The following is a 25,691-nucleotide window of genomic DNA, read 5'->3' as shown; positions in this document are numbered from 1 at the left end:
GATCGGCGGTGTCTGCGGGCTGGCGGGAACCCTTCGGGGCGTCCGGGGGCGGGCCCTAGGGCCTCGCTCCCGAATTCCCGCCCCCGTAAATCTTGCGCGGGCCTCAGGCGGCCAGCGCGGCTTCGGCCTCGGCGGCGGTGACCAGCAGCGCGCGGTCGCCACCCGCACGGCCCATCAGCATGATGCCGCAGGCCGGCTGTCCGGTCGGCAGCGTGATCGCGGGCAGACCCATGAAGTTGCCGATGCGGGTATTGCGCAAAGCCAGCAGGTTCTCGGTTACGAAGAAATCCTCGTCGGCCAGCAGCTTTTCGGCATCGGGGGGCAGCAGCGGCGCGGTCGGCACGATCACCGCATCATAGCCCGCCACCGCCACCGCCCAATCGCGGCGCAGCTGTTCGAGCCGGATCCACGCCTGCACATAATCGGTCGCAAGCGTATCGCGGCCGCCGCGGAAGCGTTCGAGGATGAGCGGATACATCAGCTCGGGCGAGGCTTCGATCTGTTCGCGCCAGATGCCGTAGGCCTCGGGGGCAAAGACCGTGCCGGCGAGTTTGAAAACCTCGGCCACGGCCGGAACGGTGGCGCGGCTGATATGGGCCCCCGCTTTCTCCAGCCGTTTGACCGCATCCTCGAAAGCCGCGACGGGGGCTTCGCGCGCGCCGTCGAAGGGGATGCCCTCGAGCACCAGCAGGCGCAGCTTTCGGTTGGGGGTTTCCGAAAGATCGATTTCGGGGCCGCGGGTCAGCGCGGAAAAGAGCAGGGCGCAATCCTCGACCGTGCGCGCGATCGGGCCGGCAGTGTCGAAACGCAGGCACAAGGGCACGACGCCCTCGCCCGAGATCGCGCCATGGGTCGGTTTGAAGCCGACCAGCCCGTTCCACGCGGCGGGCAGGCGGATCGAGCCGCCGGTATCGGTGCCGATTGCCGCCGCAGCAAGGCCGAGCGCGACCGAAACCGCCGCCCCCGAGGACGAGCCGCCCGGTGCCAGCGCCGGATCATAGGCGTTGGGCGGCGTCGCGGTCATCGGGTTCAGCCCGAGGCCGGAAAAGGCGAGCTCGGTCATATGGGTCTTGCCCAGACAGACCAGCCCCGCGCCGGTGGCATGGGACAGGATCTCGGCATCGGCATCCGGCGTGCGGCCCTTGAGCAGTTGCGAGCCCGCCTCGGTGGGCGTGCCGGCGCTGTCGACATTGTCCTTCCAGCTGATCGCCACACCGTCGAGCAGGCTGCGGCGCAGACCGGATTTGACGCGGTCATGGGCGGCGACGGCCTCTTTGCGGGCGCGTTCGGGCGTCATGCGGGCATAGATGCGGCTGCCATAGGGATGTTTGGCGGCAGCATCGAGATAGGCCTCGGCCTGATCGATCGGGCTGATCAGCCCTGCCATAATGGCGCGCCCTTGTTCGGCAAGCGGTGCCCGCAACCAATCCATGTCTGTCTCCGTCGGAATTTGCGCCCTCAGGCTAACTTGGGGCGGGGTGCGCTTCAATGGCGCATGGCGGGGCGCAGGGCGGAAATCGCGGGCTTGGCGGGAGGCGTCCTGTCCTTCGGTCCGCGCGCCAAGGCGCATGGACAATCGCCGCGTCAAAGCGATACTGCGCGGCATGGAACATGAATTCGATGTCGTGATTGCAGGCGGAGGCCTGAACGGTCCCGCCCTTGCCCTTGCGCTGGCGGATGCCGGTCTGGGCGTGGCCGTGGTCGATGCGCGCCCTGCCGATCTGCGCGCAAGCGATGCTTTCGACGGGCGGGCCTATGCGCTGGCTTTGGCCTCGCAGCGGCTGCTGGCCGCGCTTGGTCTTTGGGGCGGGCTTGCCGCGCAGGCGCAGCCGATCAATCAGGTCCGCGCGAGCCAAGGCCATGCCGGCGAGGGCGCGGGGCATTTCCACCTCCATTTCGACAGCGCTGAGATCGAGGAGGGGCGTCTGGGCTATATGCTCGAGGACCGCTTTCTCTATCGCGCGCTTCTGGGCGCGATGGCCCTGCCGCGCGCGGGGCGCATTCTGCATCGTGCGGGAACCGTCGTCGTTTCCCAGACGACCGATGCGCGCGGCGTGAGCGTCGGGCTGAACGACGGCACGGTATTGCGCGCGCGGCTGCTGGTCGGCGCGGATGGTCGCGGCTCGGGCGTGGCGACCCGTGCGGGGATCAAACGGCGCGGCCACAGCTACGGCCAGATTGCGCTGGTGGCGGCGCTCGATCACGAACTGCCCCATAACGGCATCGCCCAGCAGTTGTTCCTGCCGAGCGGTCCTTTGGCCATCCTGCCCTTGCCGGGCAACCGCTCCTCGATCGTCTGGTCCGAGACCGAGGACCACGCCCGCGCCATCCTCGCTTTGCCCGACGAGGCGTTTCTGGATGTGCTGCGGCCGCGTTTCGGCGATTTTCTGGGCGCGATTTCACTGGCGGGGCCGCGATTCTCCTATCCTCTGGGGATGACGCTGGCCGATCACTATGCGGCCGAGAGGGTCGCGCTGATCGGCGATGCGGCGCATGGCGTCCATCCGATTGCGGGGCAGGGGCTCAACCTCGGACTGCGCGATGTGGCGTCTTTGGCCGAGGTGCTGGTTCTGGCCCATCGTCGCGGCGAGGATTTCGGCACGCTGGCGGTCCTGCGCCGATACGAGCAATGGCGGCGCGGCGATGCGACGCTGCTCGCTTACGGCATGGATACGGTGAATGCGGTCTTTTCCAACGACAATCCGCTGTTGCGGGCGGGGCGCGCGCTCGGCATGGGCCTCGTCGATGCGGTGCCGGCGCTGCGGCGCGGTTTCATGCGGCAGGCGGCGGGCTTGAGCCTTGATCCGATGCCGCGCCTGCTCACGGGGCGTTCACTGTGACGACAGCGGGGGAACGCTCACCAACCCGCGAGAGTTACGCCTGTGCACATCCGGCGAACGTGATGTGCAAGCCTTTGCAAAAACGGTCATAATCGGCTCATGAAAAAGCTTCTGTCTCTCGCGCTTGCGCCCGTCCTCGCCCTTGGTCTTGCCCTTCCGGCGATGGCCGAGAAAATCCCGTTGAACGAGATTTCGCGTTATCTCAACAGCATCCAGACCGCTCAGGCCGATTTCACTCAGGTGAACGGCGACGGCACGATGTCGACGGGGACGCTTTTCATGCACCGCCCGAACCGCGTGCGCTTCGAATACAAGGGCGACCGCACGCTGGTGCTGGCCTCGGCCGGTCAGGTTGCGGTGTTCGACGGCAAATCGAACGGCGGTCCGCAGCAATATCCGCTCTCGAAAACCCCGCTGTCGATCATCCTCGCGCCGAATGTGAACCTGTCGACCGCGCGGATGGTGACGGGTTATACCGAAAGCAAGAATGCGACCGTCGTGACCGCGCAGGATCCCCAGCATCCCGAATACGGCAATATCCAGATGGTGTTCACCGCCAATCCGACGCAGCTGCGCCAATGGGTCGTGACCAATGATGCCGGCGTCAAGACCACCGTCATTCTGGGCGAGATGAAGATGGGTGTGGGCATCCCCCCCTCGCGATTCGCCATCCAGAGCGAGATGGAGCGTCGCGGCCGTTAAGCCGCGCGTGATCGCGTGCGAGGGTTTGGGCGCCGGCTTCGGGCAAAAGCCTTGGGTCACGTGAAACAATAGGTCCGAATGGAACAAGGCCCCGCTGTTCGGCGGGGCCTTCGCATTGGTTCCGGTATGCTGCCTAGCGGCAGGAGGCCAGCTGCGCGCGATAGGTCTCGCCGCGCTGTGCGACATTGGCCGAGACATTCATCAGCCACGGCTTGCTGCGGTGCGAGCCGCGCGCAAAGCCCGAGCGGCCTTCGTGATAGGCCAGATATTGCGATTGCGTATCCCATTTCGAGATGCCGAGCCGCTTGGAGGTCCCGTCCATGTACCAACCCATGAAATCGGTCGCATCCTTGATATTGTCGCGGCGCGCGCGGCGGTTGCCGGTCTCTTTCTGGTATTCTTCCCAGGTCCCGTCGAGCGCCTGGCTATAGCCGTAGGCCGAGCTTTGGCGGCCGACCGGAATGATGCCCAGAACATATTGGTGCGGCGTGCGCGCATCGCCGATGAATTTCGATTCCTGATGGATCGAGGCCATCTGGACATGGATCGGAACACCCCAGCGGCGCTGGGTCGTCTGCATGGCCTTGAAATAGGCGGGACGCTCGGCCTTGATGGCGCAAGCATTGTCCAGATTGCGGGGAGCCTTGTAGTTTCCGCCGCCGCCACAGGATGCGACCAGCCCGACAATGGCCAGTTTGAGATACCTGTTCATTCTGCCCTCATGGTCTTTTTGCATGGACCATAATGAAAAACCGCGCTTTCGCCAATCATAAACCCGAGATCGGGCCTAGGATCGGACCATTGCCGCCGATTTGATGATCGCATGGCAGCTGCGGCCGGCGGAAAGCCCCAGCGTCGCCACCGAGCGGGGCGTGATCTGGGCAAGGATTTTCGCCGTGCCGAGGCGCAGCTCGACATAGCCGCCCTCGATCCGTTCGACCACGGCGGGCAGCACGTTGAGCGCGGAAATCCCCTGCGGCGCATCGAGCGAGAGGATCACCTCATGGGCAAGGATGCGCAGGCGGATTTCGGCGCCCAAAGCCTCGCCCTGATCGGGCAGAAGAAGGGGTCCGGCGGGGGTGGAAACGCGGCACATGCCGTCCGCCTCGCGGCTTTCGATGCGGCCCTGAAGCAATGCTCCGGCCTCGCGTGCGCCGAAGGCCGGACCAAGCCGCGCATCCGAAATCGCCTCGGCCAAGGGACCGGCATAGGTGACGCGGCCCGCATCCAGCATGACGAGGGTGGTGGCGAGACGCAGCACCTCGGCGGTCGAATGGCTGACATAGAGGATCGGCAGGTTCACCTCGTCGCGCAGCCGTTCGAGCCAGGGCATGATCTCGGATTTGCGCGCCTCGTCCAGCGCGGCCAAAGGCTCGTCCATGACCAGCAGCGCGGGGTCCGACAGCAGCGCGCGGCCGATGGCGGTGCGCTGCTTCTCCCCGCCCGAGAGGTGGCGCGGGTAGCGTTTGAGCAGCGGGCCGAGCGCGAGCATCTCGACGATCCGGTCGAAATCGCGGGCCGCGCCGCGCCGCCAGCGCCAGCTGTAGCGCAGGTTCGCGGCAACGCTGAGATGCGGGAAAAGCCGCGCATCCTGAAACACATAGCCGATGCGGCGCTTTTGCGTCGGCAGGTCGATGCCTTTCGCGCTGTCGTATAGCGGTTGCCCGTCCAGCGCGATATGCCCGCGATCGGGCCGCAACAACCCTGCCACCGCATTCACGGTCGAGGTCTTGCCGCAGCCCGAAGGCCCGAAAACCGCCGTGACGCCGGACGGGGCCTCGAAGGCGACATCGAGCTCCATGGCGGGAAAGCGTTTGTGGATCGAGAGCGACAAAACCATGAAAGCGGCCCTAATCGCGGATCTTGGCGCGGCGGGCGAGCGCCTCGGAAAGGATCACCGCCGCCATCGCGATCGCGACCGAGATGATGACCAGCCGCATGGCGCGGGCTTCGCCGCCCGGGGCCTGCAAAAGCGCATAGATCGCCGAAGGGATGGTCTGGGTCTGGCCGGGGATGTTCGAGACAAAGGTGATCGTCGCGCCGAACTCTCCCATCGCCTTGGCGAAACCGAGCGCGAGCCCCGCCAGAAGCGCGGGCCAGATGAGCGGCAGGGTGACGGTCAGGAAAACCGCGTAGCGCGGCGCGCCAAGCGTGGCCGCCGCCTGTTCAAGCCGCGGATCGACCGCCTCGAAACCCAGCCGGATCGCGCGCACCATCAGCGGGAACGCCATGACGGCCGCCGCAATCGCCGCGCCGGTCCAGCGGAAGGCAAAGACAATGCCGAACTCCTTGAGCACCGAGCCGATCGTGCCCTGCGTGCCGAAGGTCAGAAGCAGAAGATAGCCGGTCACCACCGGCGGCAGGATCAGCGGCAAATGGACGATGCCGCTGACGATGGAATGGCCCGCAAAGCGCTTGCGGGCCAAAAGCCAGGCCACTGCCACCGCGACCGGCAGGCTGCAGATCATCGCCACGACGGAGACCCGCAGCGACAAGAGAACCGCCTGCCATTCCTCGGGGCTCAGCCAGTCCATCGATCAGGGCAGAACCGTGAAACCCTGTCCCTCGAGGACCGATTTCGCAGGCTCTTGTTGCAGGCTCTCGAAGAAGGCGCCGACCTGGGTCGAGGTCGAACCGGCGACGAGTGCTGCGGGATAGATGATCGGATCATGGCTGTCGGCGGGGAAGGTCGCGGCAACGCTGACGCCTTTTTCGGCGACCGCATCGCTGCCGTAGACGATGCCGAAGGGCGCCTCGCCGGTCGCAACCAGAGTCAGCGCGGCGCGGACGTTATCGGCCTGCGCGACATGGCTTTCGACCCTGTCCCAAAGACCGAGCTTTTCCAGCGCCTGCTTGCCGTATTGGCCGGCCGGAACCGATTCCAGCAGGCCCATCGCCAGCTTTCCGTCGCCGAGCGCCTCGGGCAGCGTCGCGAGATCCAGCGTCTTGCCCTCGCCGTGGCCGACGAGAACCAGCGTATTGCCGAGCAGATCCTTGCGCGAGGAGGCGTCGATATGGCCCGATTTCTCGACCTCGTCCATCCAGTTGACCGCCGCCGAGATGAAGAGATCGGCCGGCGCGCCCTGCTGGATCTGCTTGGCCAGCTGGCCGCTGCCCGCATAGGAGATCGTCACCTTGTCGCCCGTGGTCTTCTCCCACTCGCCCGCAACCTCGTCGAGCGCGGTCTTCAGGCTGGCGGCGGCGAAGATGGTGAAATCTTCGGCGAAAGCGGGGCTCGCAATCGGGGTCGCGATCATTGCCGAAAGGGCAAGGGCGATAAAGGAAGAACGCATGGGGGTCTCCGCTCGTTGTGTCTGACCGGACATAACCAGACAGGTATCGGACGGGCAAGCGTTATTTCCCGCCGGACCGGACGCTTGGGCCTATCCTTTCGGCGGTTCGGGTTCCACGGTTGCGCGCAAGGCGCCGCAGAGCGCATCGAGATGGTCGGCACCTGCCTCGCGCAAAAGCGCCTCGAGCGCGCGGTAATGCGCCAGCACCTCGCGGCCCTTGTCGGTCAACGCGGCCCCGCCGCCGCCCGAGCCGCCGCGCGCGCTATCGACCAGAGGCTCGGCGAAGGTCGTGTTCATCTCCTCGACCAAGGCCCAGGCGCGGCGATAGCTCATGCGCATGCGCCGCCCCGCTGCCGAGATCGAGCCGTCGTCGCAGATCGCCTGCAGCAGATCGGCCTTGCCGCGACCAAAGGTCAGCCCCTGATCGAAATGGAGCCTCAGACTGAGGCGGGGGTTGGCAAGCGGATCGCCGGACGTGCTGAGTCGGATGTCTTGGGTCATGGCGCCAGCTTTGGCGGGATTTGCCACAGGCGCAACCCGCGATTGTAGCCCCATTGCGGCAAGTGGCACGCCGAGGTGACGGGCCTTGCGGAAATGCTTCCCTGCCGCAGCGCAGCAAGTTAAGCTCGCAGCGATTTCCAGGGGAGAGAACCAATGTCCGACAATGAAATCGTCATCCTGTCCGGCGCGCGCACCGCGATCGGCGGCTTTGGCGGCAGTCTCGCGGCTTTCGCGCCGATCGATCTGGCCACGACCGTGACCCGCGTCGCGCTTGAACGTGCGGGCGTCGCACCCGAGCAGATCGGCAATGTCGTCTTCGGCCATGTCCTCAATACCGAGCCGCGCGACATGTATCTCGGCCGCGTCGCCATGCTCGATGCGGGGATTCCGGACAAAGTGCCGGCGATGAACGTGAACCGCCTTTGCGGCTCGGGCGCGCAGGCCATCGTCTCGGCCGCGCAGGCTCTGGCATTGGGCGATGCCGATTTCGCCGTCGCGGGTGGTGCGGAATCAATGAGCCGTGCCCCCTATGCGGTGCCTGCCGCGCGTTTCGGCGCGAAAATGGGCGATATCAAGATGATCGACATGATGGTCGGTGCGCTGACCGATCCGATGGGCAATGGCTATATGGGCGTGACCGCCGAGAATGTCTCGGACGAGTTCAACATCTCGCGCGCCGAACAGGATGCTTTCGCGCTGGAAAGCCAGACCCGCGCCGCCAAAGCGATCGCCGAGGGCCGCTTCAAGGAGCAGATCGTTCCGGTCGAGATCAAGACCCGCAAGGGCACGGTCATGTTCGACACCGACGAGCATCCCAAGGCGACCGATCTCGACAAGCTGGCCGGTCTCAAGCCTGCCTTCAAGAAAGACGGCACGGTGACCGCGGGCAATGCCTCGGGCCTCAATGACGGCGCGGGCGCGATCGTTCTGGCGCGGGCGGATGCGGCGAAAGCGGCAGGACTCACCCCGAAGTTCCGCCTGCTCGGCTATGCGGTCGCGGGCGTGCGCCCCGAGGTCATGGGCATCGGCCCGATTCCCGCAGTCGAGCAATTGCTCGAGAAAACCGGCCTCAAAGCCTCGGATTTCGACGTGATCGAATCGAACGAGGCTTTCGCTGCGCAGGCTTTGGCGGTGAACAAGGGCCTCGGCCTTGATCCTGCCAAGGTCAACCCGAACGGCGGCGCGATCGCGCTTGGCCACCCGATCGGCGCGACCGGCGCGATCATCACCATCAAGGCGATGTACGAACTCGAGCGGATCTCGGGCGACAAGGCGCTGGTGACGATGTGCATCGGCGGCGGTCAGGGCATCGCTCTGGCGATCCAGCGCATCTGAGGCCACAGGTCAACCGGACGACAAAGGGCGGGGATTTCCCCGCCCTTTTCATGTCTTCGCGCTATTCGCCGCGCGGGAACCTTTTGGATTCCTCGAGGATATTGAGGTCCATATGGTTGCGCATATAGCGCTCCGAGGCATTCATCACCGGCTGGAAATCCCAGGATTGGTAATTGCCTTTGCGCAGCGCCTCGTAGGCGATCCAGCGTCGCGCCTGACTGTCGCGGACCTCGCGGTCATAGGCGGCCAGATCCCAACGCTCCGCCGCAAGGGCGCGCATCTTTTCGAGCTGCCCCGCCGCTGCAGGATCGGCGGCCAGATTGTGCCGCTCCTGCGGATCGTCGGCCAGATTGAACAGCATTTCGGGATCGGCGGGGCAGGCAATATATTTCCACGCCCCGTCGACCAGCCCGACCAGAGGCGTGATCGACCCCTCGGCGGCATATTCCATCGCGACCGGACCGCGATCCGCCGCTCCTTGGGCCAGTGATTTCCCGTCTGTCCAAGGGGTGATCTCCGTCACGGAAATACCCGCAAGCTCCGTCACCGTCGGCAAGACGTCGATGGTCGAGACCGGCTCCTCCACCAGACCCGGCGCCATCGAGGGAGCCGCGATCATCAGGGGCACCCGTGCCGATTGTTCGAAGAAGTTCATCTTGAACCACAACCCGCGCTCGCCCAGCATTTCGCCGTGATCGGACAGGAAGACGATGATCGCCTCCTGCCGCGTCCGCTCGAGCACGTCGAGGATCTCGCCGATCTTGTCGTCGACATAAGAGATATTGGCGAAATAGGCCTGACGCGAGCGGCGGATATCCTCGTCCGTCGCCTCGAGCGCGGTATAGTCGCAAGCATCCATCAGGCGCTGCGCATGGGGGTCCTGATCGGCATAGGCGATCGGGGCAGGCGGATCGAGCTCGGGGATGCCCTCGTACAGATCCCAGTATTTGCGCCGCGCCACGAAAGGATCGTGGGGATGGGTGAAGCTGACGGTCAGGCACCACGGCCGCTCGTCCGCACCGCGCGACAGGTCGTAGAGCTTGCGGCAGGCGTTATAGGCGACCTCGTCGTCATATTCGTATTGGTTGGTGATCTCGGCCACGCCCGCGCCGGTGACCGAGCCGAGGTTGTGATACCACCAATCGATGCGCTCGCCCGGTTTGCGGTAATCGGGGGTCCAGCCGAAATCGGCGGGATAGATGTCGGTGGTCAGGCGCTCTTCAAAGCCGTGCAGCTGGTCGGGGCCGACGAAATGCATCTTGCCCGAAAGCGCCGTCTGATAGCCCGCGCGACGCAAATGATGCGCATAGGTCGGAATGTCGGAGGCGAATTCGGCGGCATTGTCGTAAACACGGGTGCGGCGCGGCAATTGCCCCGCCATGAAGGCCGCTCGGCCCGGCGCACAAAGCGGGCTGGCGGTATAGGCATTCTGGTAGCGCGTCGAGCGCTCCGCCAGACGGCGCAGGTTCGGCACTTTCAGAAAATCGGCCGGGCCGTCGGGGAAAAGCACCCCCGACAGCTGGTCGACCATGAGGATCAGGATATTGGGACGCTCGGACACGACCATTTTCCGCTTACTGGACCGAAGCCATGACGGCCTCGAGGCCGGGCTGGCCGTCAAGCGTGGTCACGCCGTCGAGCCATTTCGCGGCAACCTCGGGATGGGCCGCGATCCAGCCCGATGCGGCCTTCGCCGGCTCCATCCCGTCGTCGAGGATATTGCCCATCAGGACGTTCTCCATATCGACGTCGAAAGTCAGCTGGGTGAAAAGCTTGGCAAGGTTCGGGCATTCGGCGACCCATGCCTTGCGTGCGATGGTATGGACCGAAGCACCGCCGAAATCGGGGCCGAATTCCGCATCGCCGCCCGCGAGATAGGTCACATCCAGCGCGACGTTCATCGGATGGGGCGCCCAGGCGAGGAAGACCGAAGGGGTCGAGGCCGCCTCGTTGCGCTGGACCTGTGCCAGCATGCCTTGCTCGCTCGATTCCACCAGTTCCCAATCGCCAAGGCCGAATTTGTCCTCGGCGATCATCTTGGCGATCGACTGGTTGGCGGGCGCGCCCGGCTCGATCCCGTAGATTTTCCCGCCGAAGGCATCGCGATGCGCGTCGAGATCCTTGAAGTCGGCGATGCCGAGATCCTTGGCGGCAGCCGTCACCGCAAGGGTGAATTTCGCGCCTTCGAGGTTCTGGACCAGCTCTTCGGTCTGGCCCGAAGCGTCGAGATCGTCGCGGAAGGATTTCTGCGCCGGCATCCAGTTGCCGAGGAACACATCGGTTTCGCCGGTCTTGAGCGCCTCGTAGCCGATCGGCACCGAAAGCGTGCGGATATCGGGCTTGTAGCCCAGACCCTTGAGCAGAGCCGTCGCCACGCCGTTGGTCGCGGTAATATCGGTCCAGCCGGGATCGGAGGAGCGCACGGTGGCGCAGCTTGCCGGATCATTGGCAAAGGCGGGGGCCGCCGCGCAAAAGGCGGCAAGCAGGGCGACAGAGAGGGGAGCGGTTCTCGACATGAGGTCCTCGCATCATTGGGGCCTTGGCCGCGCGACAAAGCGCATCAGGCTTTCGGCTGATGGCGTATCAAGACCCTTTGGGCCCGCAATTTTCAAGCCCTGATCGCTGGGGCGGCGACGCGGGGCGGCTGGCCGACGTTGTAATTGTCGATCATTTTCAAGGTGATGTCCCGTCCGACGCAGGAGGCGACAAGCGGCTCGAGCCTGCATGACGGCTCGTTTCGCGACAGTCGGGCGGATCAAGGAGCCCAATTGCTGCGCGACGACACGTTTACCGCTGCGGCCTGATTTCGGCGGCAGGCCATGCGTCGAAGCCTTCGGGCCATGATGGCGGGGCTGAAAATGCGGCTTGCCGAAACCCTGCCACGCCGAAAGGCCGCGCCTTGCCGAACGGCTTTGCCAAAGCCAAACCGGACGGACTTGCAAAATAGAACGGGTCGTCCTTTCGAACGACCCGCGAGATCTAAGGAAATGGTCCGGTTAGGGCTTGGAAAGCCTCCGCTCCCAGACAAGGATTGACAACCTAAGGGTTTGCCCTCAGGCCACGGCCTCCTTACCTGTCCCGACACCTCTCTCCACTATCACTCTCGACACTGGACCACCTCCTTTCAAAATGTTGCCGTTATAAGGAAGCGTGCCACAATAAATTGTTCTGTCAATTAGATTTCTGCGCGGCGGTCGATCAAATTGCCTACAATGATACGGAACGGGATCAGTGCGAAAATCGCCATTGCCATTTTCACCGACCAATCGGCGACCGCCAAGGACACCCAAAGCGGCAGGTTCGGGCCCTGACCCAGAAGCGGCACCAGCTCGTTGGCCCAGCTGATGTCGTCATGGGGAAAGACGCCGCTCAGGCCGGTCCAAAAGGCGATGCCGAAGAAGATCACCGTATCGAGGATGGAACCCGCGACCGTCGCGGCCAGAGGCGGCAGCCACCAGTTGCGTTGGCGCAGGCGGTTGAAGATCGCGATATCAAGCAGTTGCGCCGACAGGAAAGCCGCGCCCGAAGCGATGGCGATGCGAAGCGTTGTCTTGTCCAGACCGGCCGCCACGACCGAGCAGAGAACGCCGGTGAGAAAGCCCGCGAAGACCACTTTGCGCGCGGCTTGCGGCCCGTAGATGCGGTTCATGATATCGGTGACAAGGAAGGCTACCGGATAGGTCAGTGCCCCCCAGGTCAGCCAGTCGCCCAGAAGGTGCTGGACAAGGATGTTCGAGGCCACAACAACGATGGCCATGGCAAGAATGCCGGGAAGAATGCGGGACATGTCAGGTTCCGTTTTGACAAGGTAGCGGAGAACTCGGCCCGCCGATGCAGGCAAACGGGCGCATAAGCCTTCGGCCCGAGCGAGTCAATCCTGACGTGGCGCGGGCGAGGCGGGACCGGTCCGCCGCGCCTGCCTGCCTCAGAGCGCGGTCGCGTCGCGGATGTCGAGCGAGAACTGCCCCGACATGCCCTCGACTGCGGTATTGGTCAAAGCGAGGACGCTGCGTTTGCGCTCGGGATCGATGAACCAGCTATGGCCATAGATCCCGCCCCATGCCAGGCTGCCTTTCGACAGGCCCGCGCCCGATTGCTCGGGGTCGAGGTGGACCGCCCCCGCCCAGGCGTGGCCGTAGCCCGGACCACGCAGCGGATGGCCCTCGGCGCCGAAATGCGCGCGATCGGTCGCGGCTGCGGCGCGCAGCTCGGGGCCGAGGAAGGGGCCTGTGCGCAGGGTCTCGAGCAGGGTTATCGCGGCTTCTGCCGTGCCCGCCATCCCGCCGCCGCCCGAAGGGAAGGCCGCGAGATCGGTGATGCGTTCGGGGTCGAAGGCAAAAGCCTGACCCTCGGGCAAAAGCCCCTGAACGCGGGTCACGCCCTCCATCAGGCGCGGCTCGGGCAGGGCATCGGCATAGGCGGCGGCAAGGTTGTGTTTGCTCGGCAGCGAAAAGGCCGCATCGAGCGCCAGCGGGCCGGTCACGAGATCGGCCATCGCGAAGGGCAAAGCGCTGTCGGTCACGGCCTCGATCACCGCGCCCAGAACATCGGTGCCCATCGAATAACGCCAATCCTTGCCCGGCGTGATGTCGATCGGCACGCTGGCGATGCGGCGGAGGTTCTCGGCCAGGGAAATCTCGCGCTCCGAGATGCCGTCCGAGACGCCGGCAGCCGCATAGCTGCCGTCCGCCCTCTGGTTGAAGCCGTAATCCAGCCCCGCCATATGCGCCATGAGATCGCCGACCGTGATCGCGGCCGGACTGCCGTCAACGAGGTTCGGGGTGAATTCGGGCAGCCATTCCGCAACCGGATCATCGGGCGAGAGGCGTCCTTGCGCGATCAGGCGCAAGGCGGCGACGGTGGTGAAGGCTTTGGTGACCGAGGCATAGCGGAACCATGTCGCGGGCTGCATCGCGGCACCGGCTTCGCGATCGGCGAAACCGGCGGCACGGTGATAGGTGATCACGCCGTCCTCGGCCATGATGACGACGGTGCCGACGATGCGCTTTTCGGCCAAAGCACGGTCGATGGCGGCATCGAGCGCGGTGGTCACCGGACGGGGCGGCGCGGGCGCGGCGCGCTTGCCTTTGGCGGAGCTTTTGGCGGCTTTGCTCATGACGGTCATCCTTTTCTGCCCTTTTGTTCGCATGGAACGGCCTTGAGGCGGGCATGTAAAGCCGACTGTCCGGTTGAGGGGCGTTTTCGGCGGGATCGGGCCGCTTGCGTGCGCGCTTCAGTCCTGAACGCGGTATTCGACCAGTTCGGTGCGCTGGAAGAGGTTGAAATTGTCGTCCGAGATCATCGTCAGCCGGATGCCGAAATCGTCGCGCCAGACCGAGATCCCCTCGAGATTGTCGTATTGCAGCGGGCGGCTTTGCAGCAGGATCTGTTCGTTCACCAAGCCTTCGGGCGTCAGATCGAAACGGCGCACCCGCGACAGAAAGCCCAAGAGCCCCTTGAAGTCGCGCTCGAGCAGGTAGAACCGCCCGTCCGGCCCCATATCCGATCCGACCGGCAGCCAGTTTCCGCTGCGCGGCACGGCGAAGGGCTGGTCCCAAGTGCCGTCGCGGTAGCGCCAGACCGGAAAGGGCCGCTCGAGCGCGCCCGAGCGCTCGGGCATGGTCAAAAGCGTGCCGTCCTGCAGGATCGCCAGCGATTCCAGCGCGGAATTCTTCTGCATCTTGCGAAATTCCGGCGGGCCCTTGAGCACTTTTGCCGGACTGTCGGGCGTGTCGTAGCGCACGACGCGCACAAGGCCTTCGAAACTGACATAGATCTTGCCGTCCGCCCCGACCGCGAGCCCTTCGGAATCGCCCAGCAGCCCGGGTTTGAGCGGCTTGCCGTCGCTGTCGCGCAGCCGCGCATTGCCAGCCGATTCCATCGCGCGGATCCGGCCCGAGGCGTCACGCTCGATCCGGCCCCAGCGGATGGTGGCGCGGTCCGAAAGCGCGGTAAAGCCCAGACCGTCCTCCGAAACCTCGATGCCCGAATAGCCGCCGAAATCATCGGCGGATTCGCTCCAGACATAGGTCGCGATGTAATCGACCTTGGGTGCGGAGGCCTCTGCTGCGGTCTCCAGATCGTCGCCGGCGCGCGGATCGGCGGTCACGCCATGAGTCACCATTGCCGCCAGCACGAAGGCGGCGGCAACGGACGTCAGTACGGGACTGGGCAGAAGGCGTTTTACCGAGCGGTGGCTACGGTCTGGCATTGCGCGGGCATCTCGCTCAGGCGGAAACTACGGGGATGGCGATAGTTGGGATCAGGCGGCGTCGGTTTCACGCGGCTCGGATTGACGCGGTTCTCGATCCATTCCGCGGCCTCGGCGCAGCCGTCGCCTGCGGGCGGCGCGTCCTGCTGCTGGCAGACCGAACCGGCCGGACAGGCGAGGCGGACGTGGAAGTGGTAGTCGTGATTGTTGATCGGGCGGACCTTGCGCAGCCAGTTGCGGTTGCCGGTCTCCATATTGCACATCGCGACCTTGACCACCGGATCGACAAAGACCCGCTCGACGCGGCGGTCGCTGGCGGCGGCGCGGATGATCGACATATGGCCGGGGTTCCAGTAATTCGTCAGCTGCGTTCCGGCCTTGTTGACCACCGAAACCGACGAGAGGTTCTCGCGCTGTTGGCGCGAAAGCGTCAGGCTCGAGGGCGGCAGCATCCAGATATCGGCATCAAGCCCCATCTGGTGGCTGGCATGGCCCGTGACCATCGGCCCGCCGCGCGATTGCGAGATGTCGCCGATATAGAGCCCGCGCCAACCGGCCTTTTGCGCCGCGCCCGAAAGCCCGACGAGGAAATCGATCATCTGGGGATGGCCCCAGTTGCGGTTGCGCGAAAGGCGCATCGCCTGCCAGCTCGGGCCGGTTTCGGGCAGTTGCACCGCGCCCGAAACGCAGCCCTTGGAGTAAAATCCGATAGCGGCGGGGGCGCCTCCGGTCGGGCCGGGGGCCGCGCCGAAGACGTCTTTGGCCAGCGGATCGGCCTGTGCGGGGGCCAGCGAAAGCGGCAGCGCCAGCGCGGCGATCGCGCAGGCTGCGGACAGGAAACGGCGGATCACTGCTCGTGTTCTCCTTGTGGTTTGACCCAGATTAGCAGGATCAGCGCCAGAAGGAACATCATGATCAAGGGGGAAATCCCCAAGCGCTGATCCCCGCTGATCTGCGTCATCACCGCGATGGCAAGCGGTGCGAGGAATGCGGTGGCTTTGCCGGAAAGTGCATAAAGGCCAAAGGCTTCCGTCGCGCGCTCGGGTGTGGTGTGCAGCACCATCATGGTGCGGCTTGCCGATTGCAAAGCCCCGCCCGCGCCGCCGATCGCCACGCCGCAGGCGAAAAAGACCATATCCGGCAGGCGCGAATCCGCGGCCAGAGCGATGCCGAAAAAGCTGGTCCGGCTCATGCCGATCACGATCGCGCAGACCCCGATCAGCACCAACGTGGCTCCCCAGATCACCGGACGCGGCCCCCAGGCGCGGTCGGCGTGACCGCCGATCCAGGTGATCAGCGCTGCCGAGAGTGCCGAAACGACGCCGAAGACCCCCGCCAGAAAGACCGGCCAGCCCAGCACCGCTGCCGCATAGACCCCGCCGAACGAATAAAGCGCGTTCAGCGCATCGCGCGCGAACATCGACGACAACAGCCACGAGGCCAGTGAGCGGCGATGCCGCAGCCCCGCGATCAGCGTCCCGAGCCCTTTCAGCGCCGTTTTGACGCTTTGCGCGGGAGGGCCATAACGCGGCTCTTTCACCCAGAGCAGGAAGGGGATCATGAACACCGCATACCAGATCGCGACGAAAGGCCCCGCGGCGCGGGTACCTTGGCGGCTCTCGGGATCAAGGCCGAAGATCGGGCTGATGCCCAGCAGGGTGCGGCCGGTTTCGGTATTCTCGGCCAGCAGGAGCAGCATGAACGCCAAAGCGACGACGCCTCCGAGATAGCCGAAAGCATAGCCCGTACCCGAGATCCGGCCGATTTCTTCGCGTGCGGCAAGGCCGGGCAGCAGCGCATTGGTGAAGATCGTGGTGAATTCCATGCCCAAAAGGCCGAGGCCGAAACAGGCGATCGCGAAGACGAGATTGCTGCCGTCGGGCATAAGGAACCACAGCCCTGCCGCGCCCAGCATGTAGAACAGCGAAAAGATCCAGACCCAGACCAGTCTTTGCCCGCGCCCGTCGGCAATCGCGCCGAGGATCGGGGCAAGGCCCGCGATGATGATCCCCGTGATGGCGAGACCGTAGCCCCAAAGCGCTTGCGCGCTTGCGCCGGCCTCGGCCCCGCTTTGGCCAAGCGCCATGTAATGCGCGCGCGCCGCCTGCGTGTAATAGATCGGGAAGATGAAGGTCAGCAGCAAGGTGGCATAGGGCTGGCTGGCCCAATCGAAAAACCACCAGCCCCAGAGGCGTTTTTTATCGAGCAAAATGGTCTCCGTGGTCCCTGTCCGCCTCCGCGCGCCGGTTGCCGTCGCGAAATGCGCGCGCATTCGGGTCGCGAAACACGCGCCTGTTCGGGTCGCGCAAATCGCGGGCAGTAGGCCAGAATTCGGTCACCGAGGCAAATCGACTTTTGTGTCGCTGGCGGCAAGGGGCGGCAATTCGGGCGGCCAGGGTTTGAGCGCGTCGGCCTCGATCCAGGCATTGACCCATTCGGGCAGTTCGGGACTGTGTTCGCTGACGCCTGCGGCCTGCATCATCCGTGCGGGCGTCACGATGCCTTCGCTCGAGGTAATGGCGGCGCGCAACAACATGTGGTTGGCGCATTCGCCTTTGGACCACATCATCTGCTCCATATAGACGAAGCGGTTGTCCCAGCCCAGAACGTGGCTGACCATGGTGAAGCGCTGGAACGGCTTGATGCGGCGGCGGTAGCGCACCGAATTGCCGGCCACCGCAATGCCCCAGTTGTTGGCGCGCAGGGTCGAGATCATGCCGGTACGCACCGCCAGCGGCAGTCGCCCGAGATCGTAAAGCGTGAGCGTGCGGCCGTTGTTCAGCTCGATCCAGGGATCGATGTCCCAAGGCCAGCAGCGATGCACCGAGACATGGCTGCCGGTCGGGGGCAGGGGCGACATGCTGCGCGATTTCCACAGATCCTTGGCATAGCGCACGAGGGGATACATCGGCCTGCTCCTTGTTGTCTCGTGCCACGGGCTAACGGCGGCGGCAGCCAGCGTCAACGGGAGACCCGACGGCAAGCGCGCCCGTCATGCCGAGGATGCAGGCGGGAGGGGGAAAGCGCGACCCGAAGACACATCCGTCACGCGTGCCTTGCGTGGCGGCCCGTCGTGGCTTACCTGTCGCCTAGTCTTTCCCGAAAGGTTGCCATGACGACGCTGTTCCAAGCCCTGATGCTGATCCTCGACGTGATCTGGTTCATCATGATCGCGCATATCATCATGTCCTGGCTGATCAATTTTCAGGTGCTGAACCTGCGCCAGCCGATGGTCTGGCAGATCTGGAACGGTCTGTCGCGCCTGCTCGAGCCGATCTATGCGCCGGTGCGCCGCATTCTGCCCAATACCGGCGGGCTCGATCTCGCGCCGTTGGTCGTCTTCATCGCCATCATCATTCTCCAGCGGCTGCTGATCAATAACGCCGGCTGGTTCTACAGCTTCTGAGATGACGGCCGCGCCCCTTCTGCGGCAGGTCTTCGGCTTTGACGGTTTCCGCCCCGGTCAGCAGGAAATCGTCGACGCTGTTGCGGCTGGTCGCGACGTTCTGGCGATCATGCCGACGGGTGGCGGAAAATCACTGTGTTATCAATTGCCTGCGCTGATGCGCGAGGGTGTGACCGTGGTGATCTCGCCGCTGATCGCGCTGATCCGCGATCAGGTCAGGGCCCTGCGCGAGGCGGGCGTTGCGGCGGGCGCGCTGACCTCGGGCAATACAGAGGAAGAAACCGCGGCCGTCTATGACGCCCTGCGTGCGGGCGAGCTGAAGCTTTTGTACATGGCCCCCGAGCGTCTGGCATCGGGCGGAACGATCGCCATGCTGCGCCGTGCCAATGTCACCGCGATCGCCGTCGACGAGGCGCATTGCGTCAGCCAATGGGGCCATGACTTCCGCCCCGATTACCTGCGTATCGGCGAGTTGCGGGCGACGCTCGACGTGCCTTTGGCCGCCTTCACCGCGACAGCGGATGCCGAAACCCGCGAGGAAATCAACCGCAGGCTCTTTGCGGATGCGGCGCCTTTGGCCTTTCTGCGCGGCTTCGACCGCCCGAACATCCATCTCGCCTTCGCGCCCAAGGACGGGCCGCGTCGCCAGATCCTCGATTTCGCGCGTGCCCGCGACGGCCAGTCGGGCATCGTCTATTGCGGCACGCGCGCCAAAACCGAGACTCTGGCCCATGCCCTGACCGAAGCGGGTCTGCCCGCCGTCGCCTATCACGGCGGCATGGAGGCCGAGGCGCGCCGCGATGTCGAGGGCCGCTTCCAGCGCGAGGACGGGCTGATCGTGGTCGCGACCATCGCCTTCGGCATGGGGATCGACAAACCCGACATCCGCTGGGTGGCCCATGCCGACCTGCCGCGTTCGATCGAGGCCTATTATCAGGAAATCGGCCGCGCGGGTCGCGACGGCGGTCCTGCCGAGACGATGACGCTTTACGGTCCCGAGGACATCCGTCTGCGCCGCAGCCAGATCGACGAGGGGCTTGCCCCCAACGAACGCAAATCCGCCGATCACGCCCGCCTCAACGCGCTTTTGGGTCTGGCCGAGGCCGCGACCTGCCGCCGCCAGTATCTTCTGGCCTATTTCGGCGAGGAATCCGGCCCCTGCGGCCATTGCGATATCTGCGACAACCCGCCCGAAACCTTTGACGGCACCGAACCCGTGCGCAAGGCGCTGTCGGCGATCCTGCGCACCGGAGAGATGTTCGGCGCGGGCCATATCATCGATGTTCTGACCGGCAATGCGACCGACAAGGTGACCCAGCGCGGCCACGACAACCTGCCGACTTTCGGCTGCGGGCGCGATATCGGCAAAATTGCCTGGCAGGCGATCATCCGGCAGATGCTCGGCCGCGATCTGGTGCGCCCCGATCCCGAGCGCCACGGCGGCCTCGTGATCACCGAGACCGCCCATCCGGTGCTGCGCGGCGAAGTGCCGGTGATCCTGCGCCGCGATCTCATTGCGCGGGCGCGTGTGCAGCCCGTCGTGCGCGAGCAGGTCTCGGAGGAGGACGCGCCGCTCTTTGCCGCGCTCAAGGCCAAGCGCCGCGAGCTGGCCGAGGCGCAGCGCGTGCCGGCCTATGTGATTTTCCCCGACAAGACGTTGATCGAAATGGTCTCGATCCGGCCGATGACGCTGGACCAGATGGCGCGGGTCAGCGGGATCGGCGCGAAGAAGCTCGAAAGCTACGGCCGCCAGTTCCTCGAAGTGATCGCGGGCGAGGTCGCGCCAATGCATCCCGCGCGCCGCGCTTTGGCGGGGCGTGACGCGGGGGGCTTGTTCGACCGGCTTTTTGCGGCCCAGCAACGCTTGGGTCGCGGCGAAGAGGGCACGGAGAAGCCTTTGTCGGTGCCGACCTCGGCGCTCAAACGCATCGCCGAGGACCGCCCGCGCGATCTTGCGCGCTACCTCGATCCCGCGCGGCTCGACCGGTTCGGCGCGGCATTTCTGGCCGAAATCGACCGCCCCTCCGACTAGCACCGATCAGGCTGCAACGGGCCCGGATGGGTCTTTGGCGGGCGGCTTGACCCCGAAGACCGCGCAGTAAAGCGCGGGTACGAAGACCAGCGTGACCAGCGTTCCCGCAACGATACCGCCCATCATCGCAAAGGCCATCGGCCCCCAGAACACCTGCCGCGAAATCGGGATCAGCGCGAAAGAGGCCGCCGCCGCCGTCAGCAGGATCGGGCGCGCGCGGCTGTCCGAGGCGTGAAAGACCGCCTCCCAGCGCGTTTGTCCGGCAGCGAGAAGCACCTCGATTTCATGCACGAGGATGATCGAGTTGCGGATCAGAATGCCGATCAGCGCCAAGATCCCCAAGATCGCGACAAAACCCATCGGCACGCCGAAAGGCACCAGCGTCGCCACCACGCCGATCAGTCCGAGCGGAGCCGCCGCAAAGACGATGAGGCTGAGGCGGAAGCTCTGCATCTGGATCATCACGAGCGTCGCCATGACCAGAAGCATCACCGGAACCACGGCCGCGATCGGGGCTTGGCTATCGGCCGAGCTTTCGACCGAGCCGCCGACCGCGATCGAGACATCGGCGGGCAGACCGGCCTGATAGGCGGCGACGCGTCCGGCCAGCGCGGCGACCAGGGTCGCGGGCTGGTCGCTGCCTGCGACCCCCGCCATGACCGTGACCGTCGGCCGCCCGTCGCGCTGCATGATCAGCGGCTGCTCGGTCCCGTATTCCAGCGTGACCAGCGCCGCCAGCGGAATGGGCGAGCCGCTGGGCGTGGAAAGCTGGAGGTCGCGGATCGATTCCAGCGCGTGGCGATCGGTATCTTGCCCTCGCGCGGTGACATTGACGAGGAAGGTCCCGTCGCGGATCTGCGTGATCGTCACCCCCGAAAATACGGCGGCAAGCGCGCTCGAAATATCCTCGTTGGTGATGCCGAGCTGGCGTGCCTTGTCCATGTTCACGACCAGCCGGATCATGCGCGCGGGCTCGTTCCAATCCATCGCGACGCTGTCGAGTTTGGGCTCCGCGGCCAGAATCGCGGCGAGGCCGCGCGCGGCATCGCGCGCCTCGGGCACCGATTTCGCCGAGACGCGATATTGCACCGGACGCCCGACCGGCGGACCGAGCTCGAGGGTTTTGACATAGATGTCGGTCCCGATCATCTCGGTCTCGGCAAAGCCGCGCAACTTGGCCTGAAGCCGGTCGCGGGCGGCAAGGTCGCTGGTCTGGATCAGGATCTGGCCCATATGCGGCCCCGGCGTCGGCAGATCCAGCGCCAGAACAAAGCGCGGCGCGCCGCGTCCGATATAGCTCGTCCAGAAAACCGCCTCGTCATTGGCGGCGATGAAGGCCTCGAGCCGGTCGATATCGGCGGTTGTCTTGCCGATCGAGGCATTGGCGCGCTCGGTCACATCGACCAGAAGCTCGGTGCGGTCGGAGCTGGGGAAAAACTGCTGCTCGACAAAGCGCAGCCCCCAGACCGAGGTCGCGAACAATGCCATGGTCACGATGATCGTCGCCCATTTGAAGCGCATCGCATGCAGCAAAAGCCATTGGAACCCGCGCCGCAGCCGGCCGGGCGTTTCGCTGTGGCGCGCGATTTTCGTGGTCAGGAAGGTCACGCCCAGAAGCGGTGCAAACAGAACCGCCACCACCCAGCTGACCAAAAGCGAGACCGCGATGACGACGAAAAGCGAAAAGGTGAACTCGCCCGCCATCGAGGAGTTGAGTCCGATCGGAATGAAGCCCGCGACCGTCACCAACGTCCCCGAGAGCATCGGGAAAGCGATCGAGGACCAGGCGTAGCTGGCCGCGCGGCCAAGGCTGTCGCCCGCTTCAAGCCGGGCAATCATGGTCTCGATCGCGATCATGGCGTCGTCGACCAAGAGCCCCAGCGCGATGATCAGCGCCCCGAGCGAGATCCGCTGCAGCGTGATCCCGAGGTAATCCATGATGACGAAGGTGATCGCCAGCACGAGCGGAATGGTCAGCGTCACGACAAAGCCCGCGCGCAGGCCGAGGCTGACGAAGCTGACCAGAAGCACGATCGCCACCGCCTCGGCGAGGGCCTGCACGAAATGGCCGACCGCCTCTTTGACGACATGGGGCTGGTCGGCGAATTTGACCATGGTGATGCCGACCGGCAGATCGCGCGTGATCTTGTCCATCAGCGCGTCGACCTCTTGCCCGAAGGCCAGAATGTTGCCGCCCTGACGCATCCCGATCTGGAGCCCGATCGCCTCTTGTCCCTTGTAGCGGAAGACCTGCTCGGGCGGGTCCTGATAGCCGCGCCTTACACGCGCCACATCGGCGAGGTTGAAGAAGCGGTCTCCGACCCGCAGATTGACATCGGCAATGGCGGAGGCGTTGTAGAATTGCCCGCTGACCCGCACCAGCACCTGCTCGGCGCCGGTTTGGATGACGCCCGAGGGCGCGATGGCGTTCTGGGTGGCCAGCGACTGGATGACCTGGTTCTGGTTCAACCCGAGCGAGGCCAGCCGCGCGGTTGAAAACTCGAGATGGATTTCCTCTTTCTGGACCCCCAGAAGTACGGTTTTTCCGGCATCGGGCAGGGCCTGGACCTGCTTGCGGATATCCTCGACGCGGTCGTGCATCTCGCGTTTCGAAAAGCCGTCGGAAGTGAAGGCATAGATATTGCCGTAGACGTCGCCGAAATCGTCGTTGAAGGCGAAGCCTTGGAATTCGCGGGGAAATTCCGGACGGATGTCATTCATCATGAAGCGGAGGCGTTGCCATGTCTCGCCGACATCGTCGCCGCGCACGCTGTCTTCCAGCTCGACATAGACCACCGCGATCCCCGGCATGGTGACGGAGCGGGTGAATTTCAGCCGGTCGAGTTCCTCGAGCTTGGTCTCGACGCGTTTGGTGACCTGATTGAGCGTATCCTCGATCGTGGCGCCGGGCAGGGAGGCCGAGATCACCATGACCTTGATCGCGAAATTCGGATCCTCCTCGCGCCCGAGGCGCATATAGCTGAGCGTGCCGGCAATCATCGAAATGATCAGCAGGAACCAGACCAGAGAGCGGTGATGAAGCGCCCAATCGGAGAGATTGAAGCCGGAGGGAGTCTTGGGGGTCATGGGGCGACACTTCTTCCGACAGGCTGGCCTTCGGCAAGCGAATGGATGCCGCGGGTGACGATTTCTTCGCCCGCCTCGAGCCCCGAGGTGACGATGACGGGCTGGTTGGTGACGGGCTCCGCGGGGAACGGTTCGGTGATCAAGGGGTCGGCGACGGTGGATTCCCCGGTTCGGATGGCACGCAGCGAGACGAAGGCCTCCGCGGCTTCTGGTCGCGACACCACCCAGACATGGGGGACCGCGTCGCGCATCACGATCGCCTGTTCGGGAACGGTGAGGACCGGCGCGCGCGTGACTGCCGGGCGGGCGCGGATCAACGTGCCGATGCGAAGATCGTCCGAATGCGCCAGCGTGAGCCGGATGCGGCGGGTGCGGGTTACGGGATCGGCCACCGGCTCGATCACGCGGATCTCGGCCGTGAGCGTTTCTGCCGTCATGCCGTCCACCCAGACCTCGTAGGCATCGCCGACCTTCGCGGTTGCGCTCGAGGCTCCGGGCAGATCGATCATCGCCTCGAGCTCGGAATCGGCCGAGATCTTGAGAACCGGCGCACCGGGGGCGACGATGGCGCCGGTGTCTTCGTAGACGTCGCTGATCACGCCTGCAAAAGGCGCGTTGATTGTCGCGAAACTGCGGGCGTCGCGGGCGCGGACCAGCTCGGATCCGGCCTGTTCATAGGCGGCTTCGGCGGCGGTCAGCGCGGTTTCGGCCTGTTCGAGCACCGCGACCGAGGCGACATTGCGGCGCGCGAGCTCCCGCGTGCGGTCGGCGGTGGCGCGTGCGGTGCGAAGCTGCACCTCGGCCGCATCGAGCGCGGCGCGGGCGGCATCGACATTGCCCTGCAAATCCTCGGGGTTGAGCGCGGCGAGACTTTGCCCCGCGCTGACGACATCGCCGATATCGACGGGACGATCGACCAGACGGCCGAGGGTTTGAAAGCCGAGATCGACCTCGTAGCGCGCCGCAACCACACCGGGAACCGAACGCGCCTCGGGCGGCTGGTCACCGGTGATAATGCTGACGACGGGGTGGGGCGGCATGGCAACCTCGGGGCGGGATGCGCTTTGCCACGGCCAGTGGAATGCGAGAGCAGGCGTTGCAAAGACCAGCGCGACAAGCAGAAAGGCAGGTGCGGTGCGGCTTGGGCAGGGGCGAGTTTTCATGGCGCGACCTCCTCTGGGGCGACCTTGAGGCCGGGATAGACGAGATGCGAGCCGGTGCCGATTACGCGATCGCCCACGTTGACGCCCGAGGCGACGATGACGGAATCGGTGGTGAAGCGCGCAATGGTGATCGGCACCAGCCGCGCGGTCATATCCTCGCCGATGAGCCAGACCGCCGGCCCCGCGCTATCCGAGGTCAAAGCGGTCCAGGGCAAAGCGATGCCGCGTCCGACGGGAAAATGGACCGTCCCGCTCACCGCAGCGCCCAGCAAGGCCACGTCGGCGGGTGCGTTCTTGATCGTGGCGCGCACCGTGACCGCGCCGGTATGGGGATCGACGAGGGGCGAGATCTCGCGGATCGTGGCCTCCATCGCGGGCAGGCGGGTATCAAGGCCGCGCAGGGAGATCCTGAGCCCGATCGCATCCTTGAGATGGGGCAGATCGGGGGTCTGGAACACGGCCTCGATCCCTTCGGTGCGGGCAATCGCGATGACCGGCTGGGCCGCGCCGACAATTTGCCCGACTTCGCCCTTTCTGGATATGACGATGGCATCGGCCGGAGAGATCAGGGTCGTATCCGCCACGGCGCGCTCGGCCTGATCAAGCGCGGTGCGGGCTTGGGTCACCGCGCCTTCGGCGGCGGAAACCTGTTGGAGCGCGTTATCAAGGCTCGCGCGCGTGCCGACACCGGCTTCGAGCAGCCCCTCGGCCCGAGTCTGCGTCTGGCGCGCCTGATCGCGCTGGGCCGCAGCGGTGGCCAGCTTGGCGCGCGCCACCATCAGCGACTGCTCTTGCTGGGTGGGATCGGTGCGGGCAAGCTCTTGCCCCCGGGCGACCTTGTCGCCCTCTTTGACCGCGACCTCGATAATGCGGCCGCCCTGTTTGAAGCCGATATTGATCGTGTCGCGCGCTGCAATCGAGCCGGTCAGCGCCGTGTCGAAGGTCAGAACGGTTTCGGCAGCGGTGACGTATTCGACGGGCAAAGGCGTCTGGGCCAAGGCCGGTGCAGCCGCAAGGAAAGTAGAGAAAGCCAGGGGCAGCTTTTTTGACAAATGCATTCTGCCTTTCCTTGGCTGACGGCTTCGGGCCGGACGTTCGGACGGCCGATGCCGATTGTTCGC

The 25,691-nt window shown here is 65.2% G+C and carries 23 protein-coding genes; 6 read left to right on the top strand and 17 right to left on the bottom strand.

Going from position 1 to position 25,691, the window contains the following annotated elements:
• Positions 1 to 103 precede the first annotated feature (103 nt).
• Entirely contained in the window at positions 104 to 1,432 is a 1,329-nt protein-coding gene (locus ACFFUC_RS01265) for an amidase (RefSeq protein ID WP_377682784.1), read from the bottom strand.
• 172 nt (positions 1,433 to 1,604) lie between these two features.
• On the opposite strand from ACFFUC_RS01265, the gene ACFFUC_RS01260 reads away from it, so the two are divergent.
• Both ACFFUC_RS01260 and ACFFUC_RS01255 read left to right on the top strand, forming a co-directional pair.
• Positions 1,605 to 2,840 (top strand): UbiH/UbiF/VisC/COQ6 family ubiquinone biosynthesis hydroxylase, encoded by a 1,236-nt coding sequence (locus ACFFUC_RS01260; protein ID WP_377683597.1) that lies wholly within the window; start codon positions 1,605 to 1,607, stop codon positions 2,838 to 2,840.
• 99 nt (positions 2,841 to 2,939) lie between these two features.
• Entirely contained in the window at positions 2,940 to 3,542 is a 603-nt protein-coding gene (locus ACFFUC_RS01255; protein WP_377682783.1) for a LolA family protein, read from the top strand.
• Between the two features lie 133 nt (positions 3,543 to 3,675).
• Here the strand turns inward: ACFFUC_RS01255 and ACFFUC_RS01250 are convergent, their stop codons facing one another.
• The 5 genes from ACFFUC_RS01250 to ACFFUC_RS01230 form a co-directional block, all read right to left on the bottom strand.
• Positions 3,676 to 4,254 carry a transglycosylase SLT domain-containing protein gene (locus ACFFUC_RS01250; RefSeq protein ID WP_377682781.1) on the bottom strand — a complete coding sequence of 193 codons (579 nt, stop codon included), beginning with the start codon at positions 4,252 to 4,254 and terminating at the stop codon, positions 3,676 to 3,678.
• 75 nt (positions 4,255 to 4,329) lie between these two features.
• The gene (gene modC, locus ACFFUC_RS01245; RefSeq protein ID WP_377682779.1) at positions 4,330 to 5,382 is read right to left on the bottom strand and encodes a molybdenum ABC transporter ATP-binding protein; all 1,053 of its coding nucleotides are present in this window, start codon (positions 5,380 to 5,382) and stop codon (positions 4,330 to 4,332) included.
• Between the two features lie 10 nt (positions 5,383 to 5,392).
• A complete protein-coding gene (gene modB / locus ACFFUC_RS01240; RefSeq protein ID WP_377682777.1) occupies positions 5,393 to 6,076 on the bottom strand; it encodes a molybdate ABC transporter permease subunit in 684 nt (227 codons plus the stop codon).
• Between the two features lie 3 nt (positions 6,077 to 6,079).
• Positions 6,080 to 6,835, bottom strand: coding sequence for a molybdate ABC transporter substrate-binding protein (modA, locus tag ACFFUC_RS01235; RefSeq protein WP_377682776.1), 756 nt, complete (start codon positions 6,833 to 6,835; stop codon positions 6,080 to 6,082).
• Between the two features lie 90 nt (positions 6,836 to 6,925).
• Positions 6,926 to 7,336, bottom strand: coding sequence for a winged helix-turn-helix domain-containing protein (locus ACFFUC_RS01230; protein WP_377682774.1), 411 nt, complete (start codon positions 7,334 to 7,336; stop codon positions 6,926 to 6,928).
• Between the two features lie 153 nt (positions 7,337 to 7,489).
• Between ACFFUC_RS01230 and ACFFUC_RS01225 the strand changes: the two genes are divergently transcribed.
• Entirely contained in the window at positions 7,490 to 8,671 is a 1,182-nt protein-coding gene (locus tag ACFFUC_RS01225) for an acetyl-CoA C-acyltransferase family protein (RefSeq protein ID WP_377682773.1), read from the top strand.
• Between the two features lie 61 nt (positions 8,672 to 8,732).
• On the opposite strand, the gene betC is transcribed toward ACFFUC_RS01225, so the two are convergent.
• Both betC and choX read right to left on the bottom strand, forming a co-directional pair.
• The gene (betC, locus tag ACFFUC_RS01220) at positions 8,733 to 10,238 is read right to left on the bottom strand and encodes a choline-sulfatase (RefSeq protein WP_377682772.1); all 1,506 of its coding nucleotides are present in this window, start codon (positions 10,236 to 10,238) and stop codon (positions 8,733 to 8,735) included.
• A gap of 7 nt (positions 10,239 to 10,245) precedes the next feature.
• Entirely contained in the window at positions 10,246 to 11,187 is a 942-nt protein-coding gene (gene choX / locus ACFFUC_RS01215) for a choline ABC transporter substrate-binding protein (protein WP_377682771.1), read from the bottom strand.
• 165 nt (positions 11,188 to 11,352) lie between these two features.
• Between choX and ACFFUC_RS01210 the strand changes: the two genes are divergently transcribed.
• Positions 11,353 to 11,475: a hypothetical protein gene (locus tag ACFFUC_RS01210; protein ID WP_377682770.1), complete on the top strand. Its 123-nt coding sequence runs from the start codon at positions 11,353 to 11,355 to the stop codon at positions 11,473 to 11,475.
• Positions 11,476 to 11,846: 371 nt separating this feature from the next.
• On the opposite strand, the gene ACFFUC_RS01205 is transcribed toward ACFFUC_RS01210, so the two are convergent.
• From ACFFUC_RS01205 to ACFFUC_RS01180, 6 genes are all read right to left on the bottom strand, one after another.
• Positions 11,847 to 12,458: a queuosine precursor transporter gene (locus ACFFUC_RS01205; RefSeq protein ID WP_377682769.1), complete on the bottom strand. Its 612-nt coding sequence runs from the start codon at positions 12,456 to 12,458 to the stop codon at positions 11,847 to 11,849.
• A gap of 138 nt (positions 12,459 to 12,596) precedes the next feature.
• Complete coding sequence (locus ACFFUC_RS01200; RefSeq protein WP_377682768.1) at positions 12,597 to 13,787, bottom strand: serine hydrolase domain-containing protein; 1,191 nt, start codon at positions 13,785 to 13,787, stop codon at positions 12,597 to 12,599.
• A gap of 117 nt (positions 13,788 to 13,904) precedes the next feature.
• A complete protein-coding gene (locus ACFFUC_RS01195; protein ID WP_377682766.1) occupies positions 13,905 to 14,882 on the bottom strand; it encodes an esterase-like activity of phytase family protein in 978 nt (325 codons plus the stop codon).
• The gene (gene mepA, locus ACFFUC_RS01190; RefSeq protein WP_377682764.1) at positions 14,855 to 15,733 is read right to left on the bottom strand and encodes a penicillin-insensitive murein endopeptidase; all 879 of its coding nucleotides are present in this window, start codon (positions 15,731 to 15,733) and stop codon (positions 14,855 to 14,857) included. The genes ACFFUC_RS01195 and mepA overlap by 28 nt, the downstream gene beginning before the upstream one ends.
• A complete protein-coding gene (locus ACFFUC_RS01185) occupies positions 15,730 to 17,094 on the bottom strand; it encodes an MFS transporter (RefSeq protein WP_377683595.1) in 1,365 nt (454 codons plus the stop codon). The genes mepA and ACFFUC_RS01185 overlap by 4 nt, the downstream gene beginning before the upstream one ends.
• Before the next feature lie 123 nt (positions 17,095 to 17,217).
• A complete protein-coding gene (locus ACFFUC_RS01180; RefSeq protein ID WP_377682762.1) occupies positions 17,218 to 17,790 on the bottom strand; it encodes an acyl-CoA thioesterase in 573 nt (190 codons plus the stop codon).
• Between the two features lie 204 nt (positions 17,791 to 17,994).
• On the opposite strand from ACFFUC_RS01180, the gene ACFFUC_RS01175 reads away from it, so the two are divergent.
• Both ACFFUC_RS01175 and recQ read left to right on the top strand, forming a co-directional pair.
• Positions 17,995 to 18,288, top strand: coding sequence for a YggT family protein (locus ACFFUC_RS01175; RefSeq protein WP_377682760.1), 294 nt, complete (start codon positions 17,995 to 17,997; stop codon positions 18,286 to 18,288).
• Between the two features lies 1 nt (position 18,289).
• Positions 18,290 to 20,320, top strand: a complete 2,031-nt coding sequence (gene recQ / locus ACFFUC_RS01170; RefSeq protein WP_377682758.1) for a DNA helicase RecQ — start codon at positions 18,290 to 18,292, stop codon at positions 20,318 to 20,320.
• 6 nt (positions 20,321 to 20,326) lie between these two features.
• Here the strand turns inward: recQ and ACFFUC_RS01165 are convergent, their stop codons facing one another.
• From ACFFUC_RS01165 to ACFFUC_RS01155, 3 genes are read right to left on the bottom strand one after another with little or no spacing between them, the layout of a single operon-like run.
• Complete coding sequence (locus ACFFUC_RS01165; protein ID WP_377682756.1) at positions 20,327 to 23,407, bottom strand: efflux RND transporter permease subunit; 3,081 nt, start codon at positions 23,405 to 23,407, stop codon at positions 20,327 to 20,329.
• Complete coding sequence (locus ACFFUC_RS01160) at positions 23,404 to 24,570, bottom strand: efflux RND transporter periplasmic adaptor subunit (protein ID WP_377682754.1); 1,167 nt, start codon at positions 24,568 to 24,570, stop codon at positions 23,404 to 23,406. Before ACFFUC_RS01160 ends, ACFFUC_RS01165 begins: the two co-directional genes overlap by 4 nt.
• Positions 24,567 to 25,628, bottom strand: coding sequence for an efflux RND transporter periplasmic adaptor subunit (locus ACFFUC_RS01155; RefSeq protein ID WP_377682752.1), 1,062 nt, complete (start codon positions 25,626 to 25,628; stop codon positions 24,567 to 24,569). The genes ACFFUC_RS01160 and ACFFUC_RS01155 overlap by 4 nt, the downstream gene beginning before the upstream one ends.
• Positions 25,629 to 25,691 lie beyond the last annotated feature (63 nt).

This window comes from Paracoccus cavernae (assembly GCF_042430175.1).
Taxonomy (GTDB): Bacteria; Pseudomonadota; Alphaproteobacteria; order Rhodobacterales; family Rhodobacteraceae; genus Paracoccus; species Paracoccus cavernae.
The sequence above is the reverse complement of the archived record's forward strand: the minus strand, read 5'-3'. Positions and strand labels throughout refer to the sequence as shown.

What these genes read in the sequence shown, in the direction of transcription:
- ACFFUC_RS01265 (WP_377682784.1), bottom strand. Translation starts at nt 1,432, where the DNA reads ATGGATTGGTTGCGGGCACCGCTTGCCGAACAAGGGCGCGCCATTATG.
- ACFFUC_RS01260 (WP_377683597.1), top strand. Translation starts at nt 1,605, where the DNA reads ATGGAACATGAATTCGATGTCGTGATTGCAGGCGGAGGCCTGAACGGT.
- ACFFUC_RS01255 (WP_377682783.1), top strand. Translation starts at nt 2,940, where the DNA reads ATGAAAAAGCTTCTGTCTCTCGCGCTTGCGCCCGTCCTCGCCCTTGGT.
- ACFFUC_RS01250 (WP_377682781.1), bottom strand. Translation starts at nt 4,254, where the DNA reads ATGAACAGGTATCTCAAACTGGCCATTGTCGGGCTGGTCGCATCCTGT.
- modC (WP_377682779.1), bottom strand. Translation starts at nt 5,382, where the DNA reads ATGGTTTTGTCGCTCTCGATCCACAAACGCTTTCCCGCCATGGAGCTC.
- modB (WP_377682777.1), bottom strand. Translation starts at nt 6,076, where the DNA reads ATGGACTGGCTGAGCCCCGAGGAATGGCAGGCGGTTCTCTTGTCGCTG.
- modA (WP_377682776.1), bottom strand. Translation starts at nt 6,835, where the DNA reads ATGCGTTCTTCCTTTATCGCCCTTGCCCTTTCGGCAATGATCGCGACC.
- ACFFUC_RS01230 (WP_377682774.1), bottom strand. Translation starts at nt 7,336, where the DNA reads ATGACCCAAGACATCCGACTCAGCACGTCCGGCGATCCGCTTGCCAAC.
- ACFFUC_RS01225 (WP_377682773.1), top strand. Translation starts at nt 7,490, where the DNA reads ATGTCCGACAATGAAATCGTCATCCTGTCCGGCGCGCGCACCGCGATC.
- betC (WP_377682772.1), bottom strand. Translation starts at nt 10,238, where the DNA reads ATGGTCGTGTCCGAGCGTCCCAATATCCTGATCCTCATGGTCGACCAG.
- choX (WP_377682771.1), bottom strand. Translation starts at nt 11,187, where the DNA reads ATGTCGAGAACCGCTCCCCTCTCTGTCGCCCTGCTTGCCGCCTTTTGC.
- ACFFUC_RS01210 (WP_377682770.1), top strand. Translation starts at nt 11,353, where the DNA reads ATGTCCCGTCCGACGCAGGAGGCGACAAGCGGCTCGAGCCTGCATGAC.
- ACFFUC_RS01205 (WP_377682769.1), bottom strand. Translation starts at nt 12,458, where the DNA reads ATGTCCCGCATTCTTCCCGGCATTCTTGCCATGGCCATCGTTGTTGTG.
- ACFFUC_RS01200 (WP_377682768.1), bottom strand. Translation starts at nt 13,787, where the DNA reads ATGAGCAAAGCCGCCAAAAGCTCCGCCAAAGGCAAGCGCGCCGCGCCC.
- ACFFUC_RS01195 (WP_377682766.1), bottom strand. Translation starts at nt 14,882, where the DNA reads ATGCCAGACCGTAGCCACCGCTCGGTAAAACGCCTTCTGCCCAGTCCC.
- ACFFUC_RS01180 (WP_377682762.1), bottom strand. Translation starts at nt 17,790, where the DNA reads ATGTATCCCCTCGTGCGCTATGCCAAGGATCTGTGGAAATCGCGCAGC.
- ACFFUC_RS01175 (WP_377682760.1), top strand. Translation starts at nt 17,995, where the DNA reads ATGACGACGCTGTTCCAAGCCCTGATGCTGATCCTCGACGTGATCTGG.
- recQ (WP_377682758.1), top strand. Translation starts at nt 18,290, where the DNA reads ATGACGGCCGCGCCCCTTCTGCGGCAGGTCTTCGGCTTTGACGGTTTC.
- ACFFUC_RS01165 (WP_377682756.1), bottom strand. Translation starts at nt 23,407, where the DNA reads ATGACCCCCAAGACTCCCTCCGGCTTCAATCTCTCCGATTGGGCGCTT.
- ACFFUC_RS01160 (WP_377682754.1), bottom strand. Translation starts at nt 24,570, where the DNA reads ATGAAAACTCGCCCCTGCCCAAGCCGCACCGCACCTGCCTTTCTGCTT.
- ACFFUC_RS01155 (WP_377682752.1), bottom strand. Translation starts at nt 25,628, where the DNA reads ATGCATTTGTCAAAAAAGCTGCCCCTGGCTTTCTCTACTTTCCTTGCG.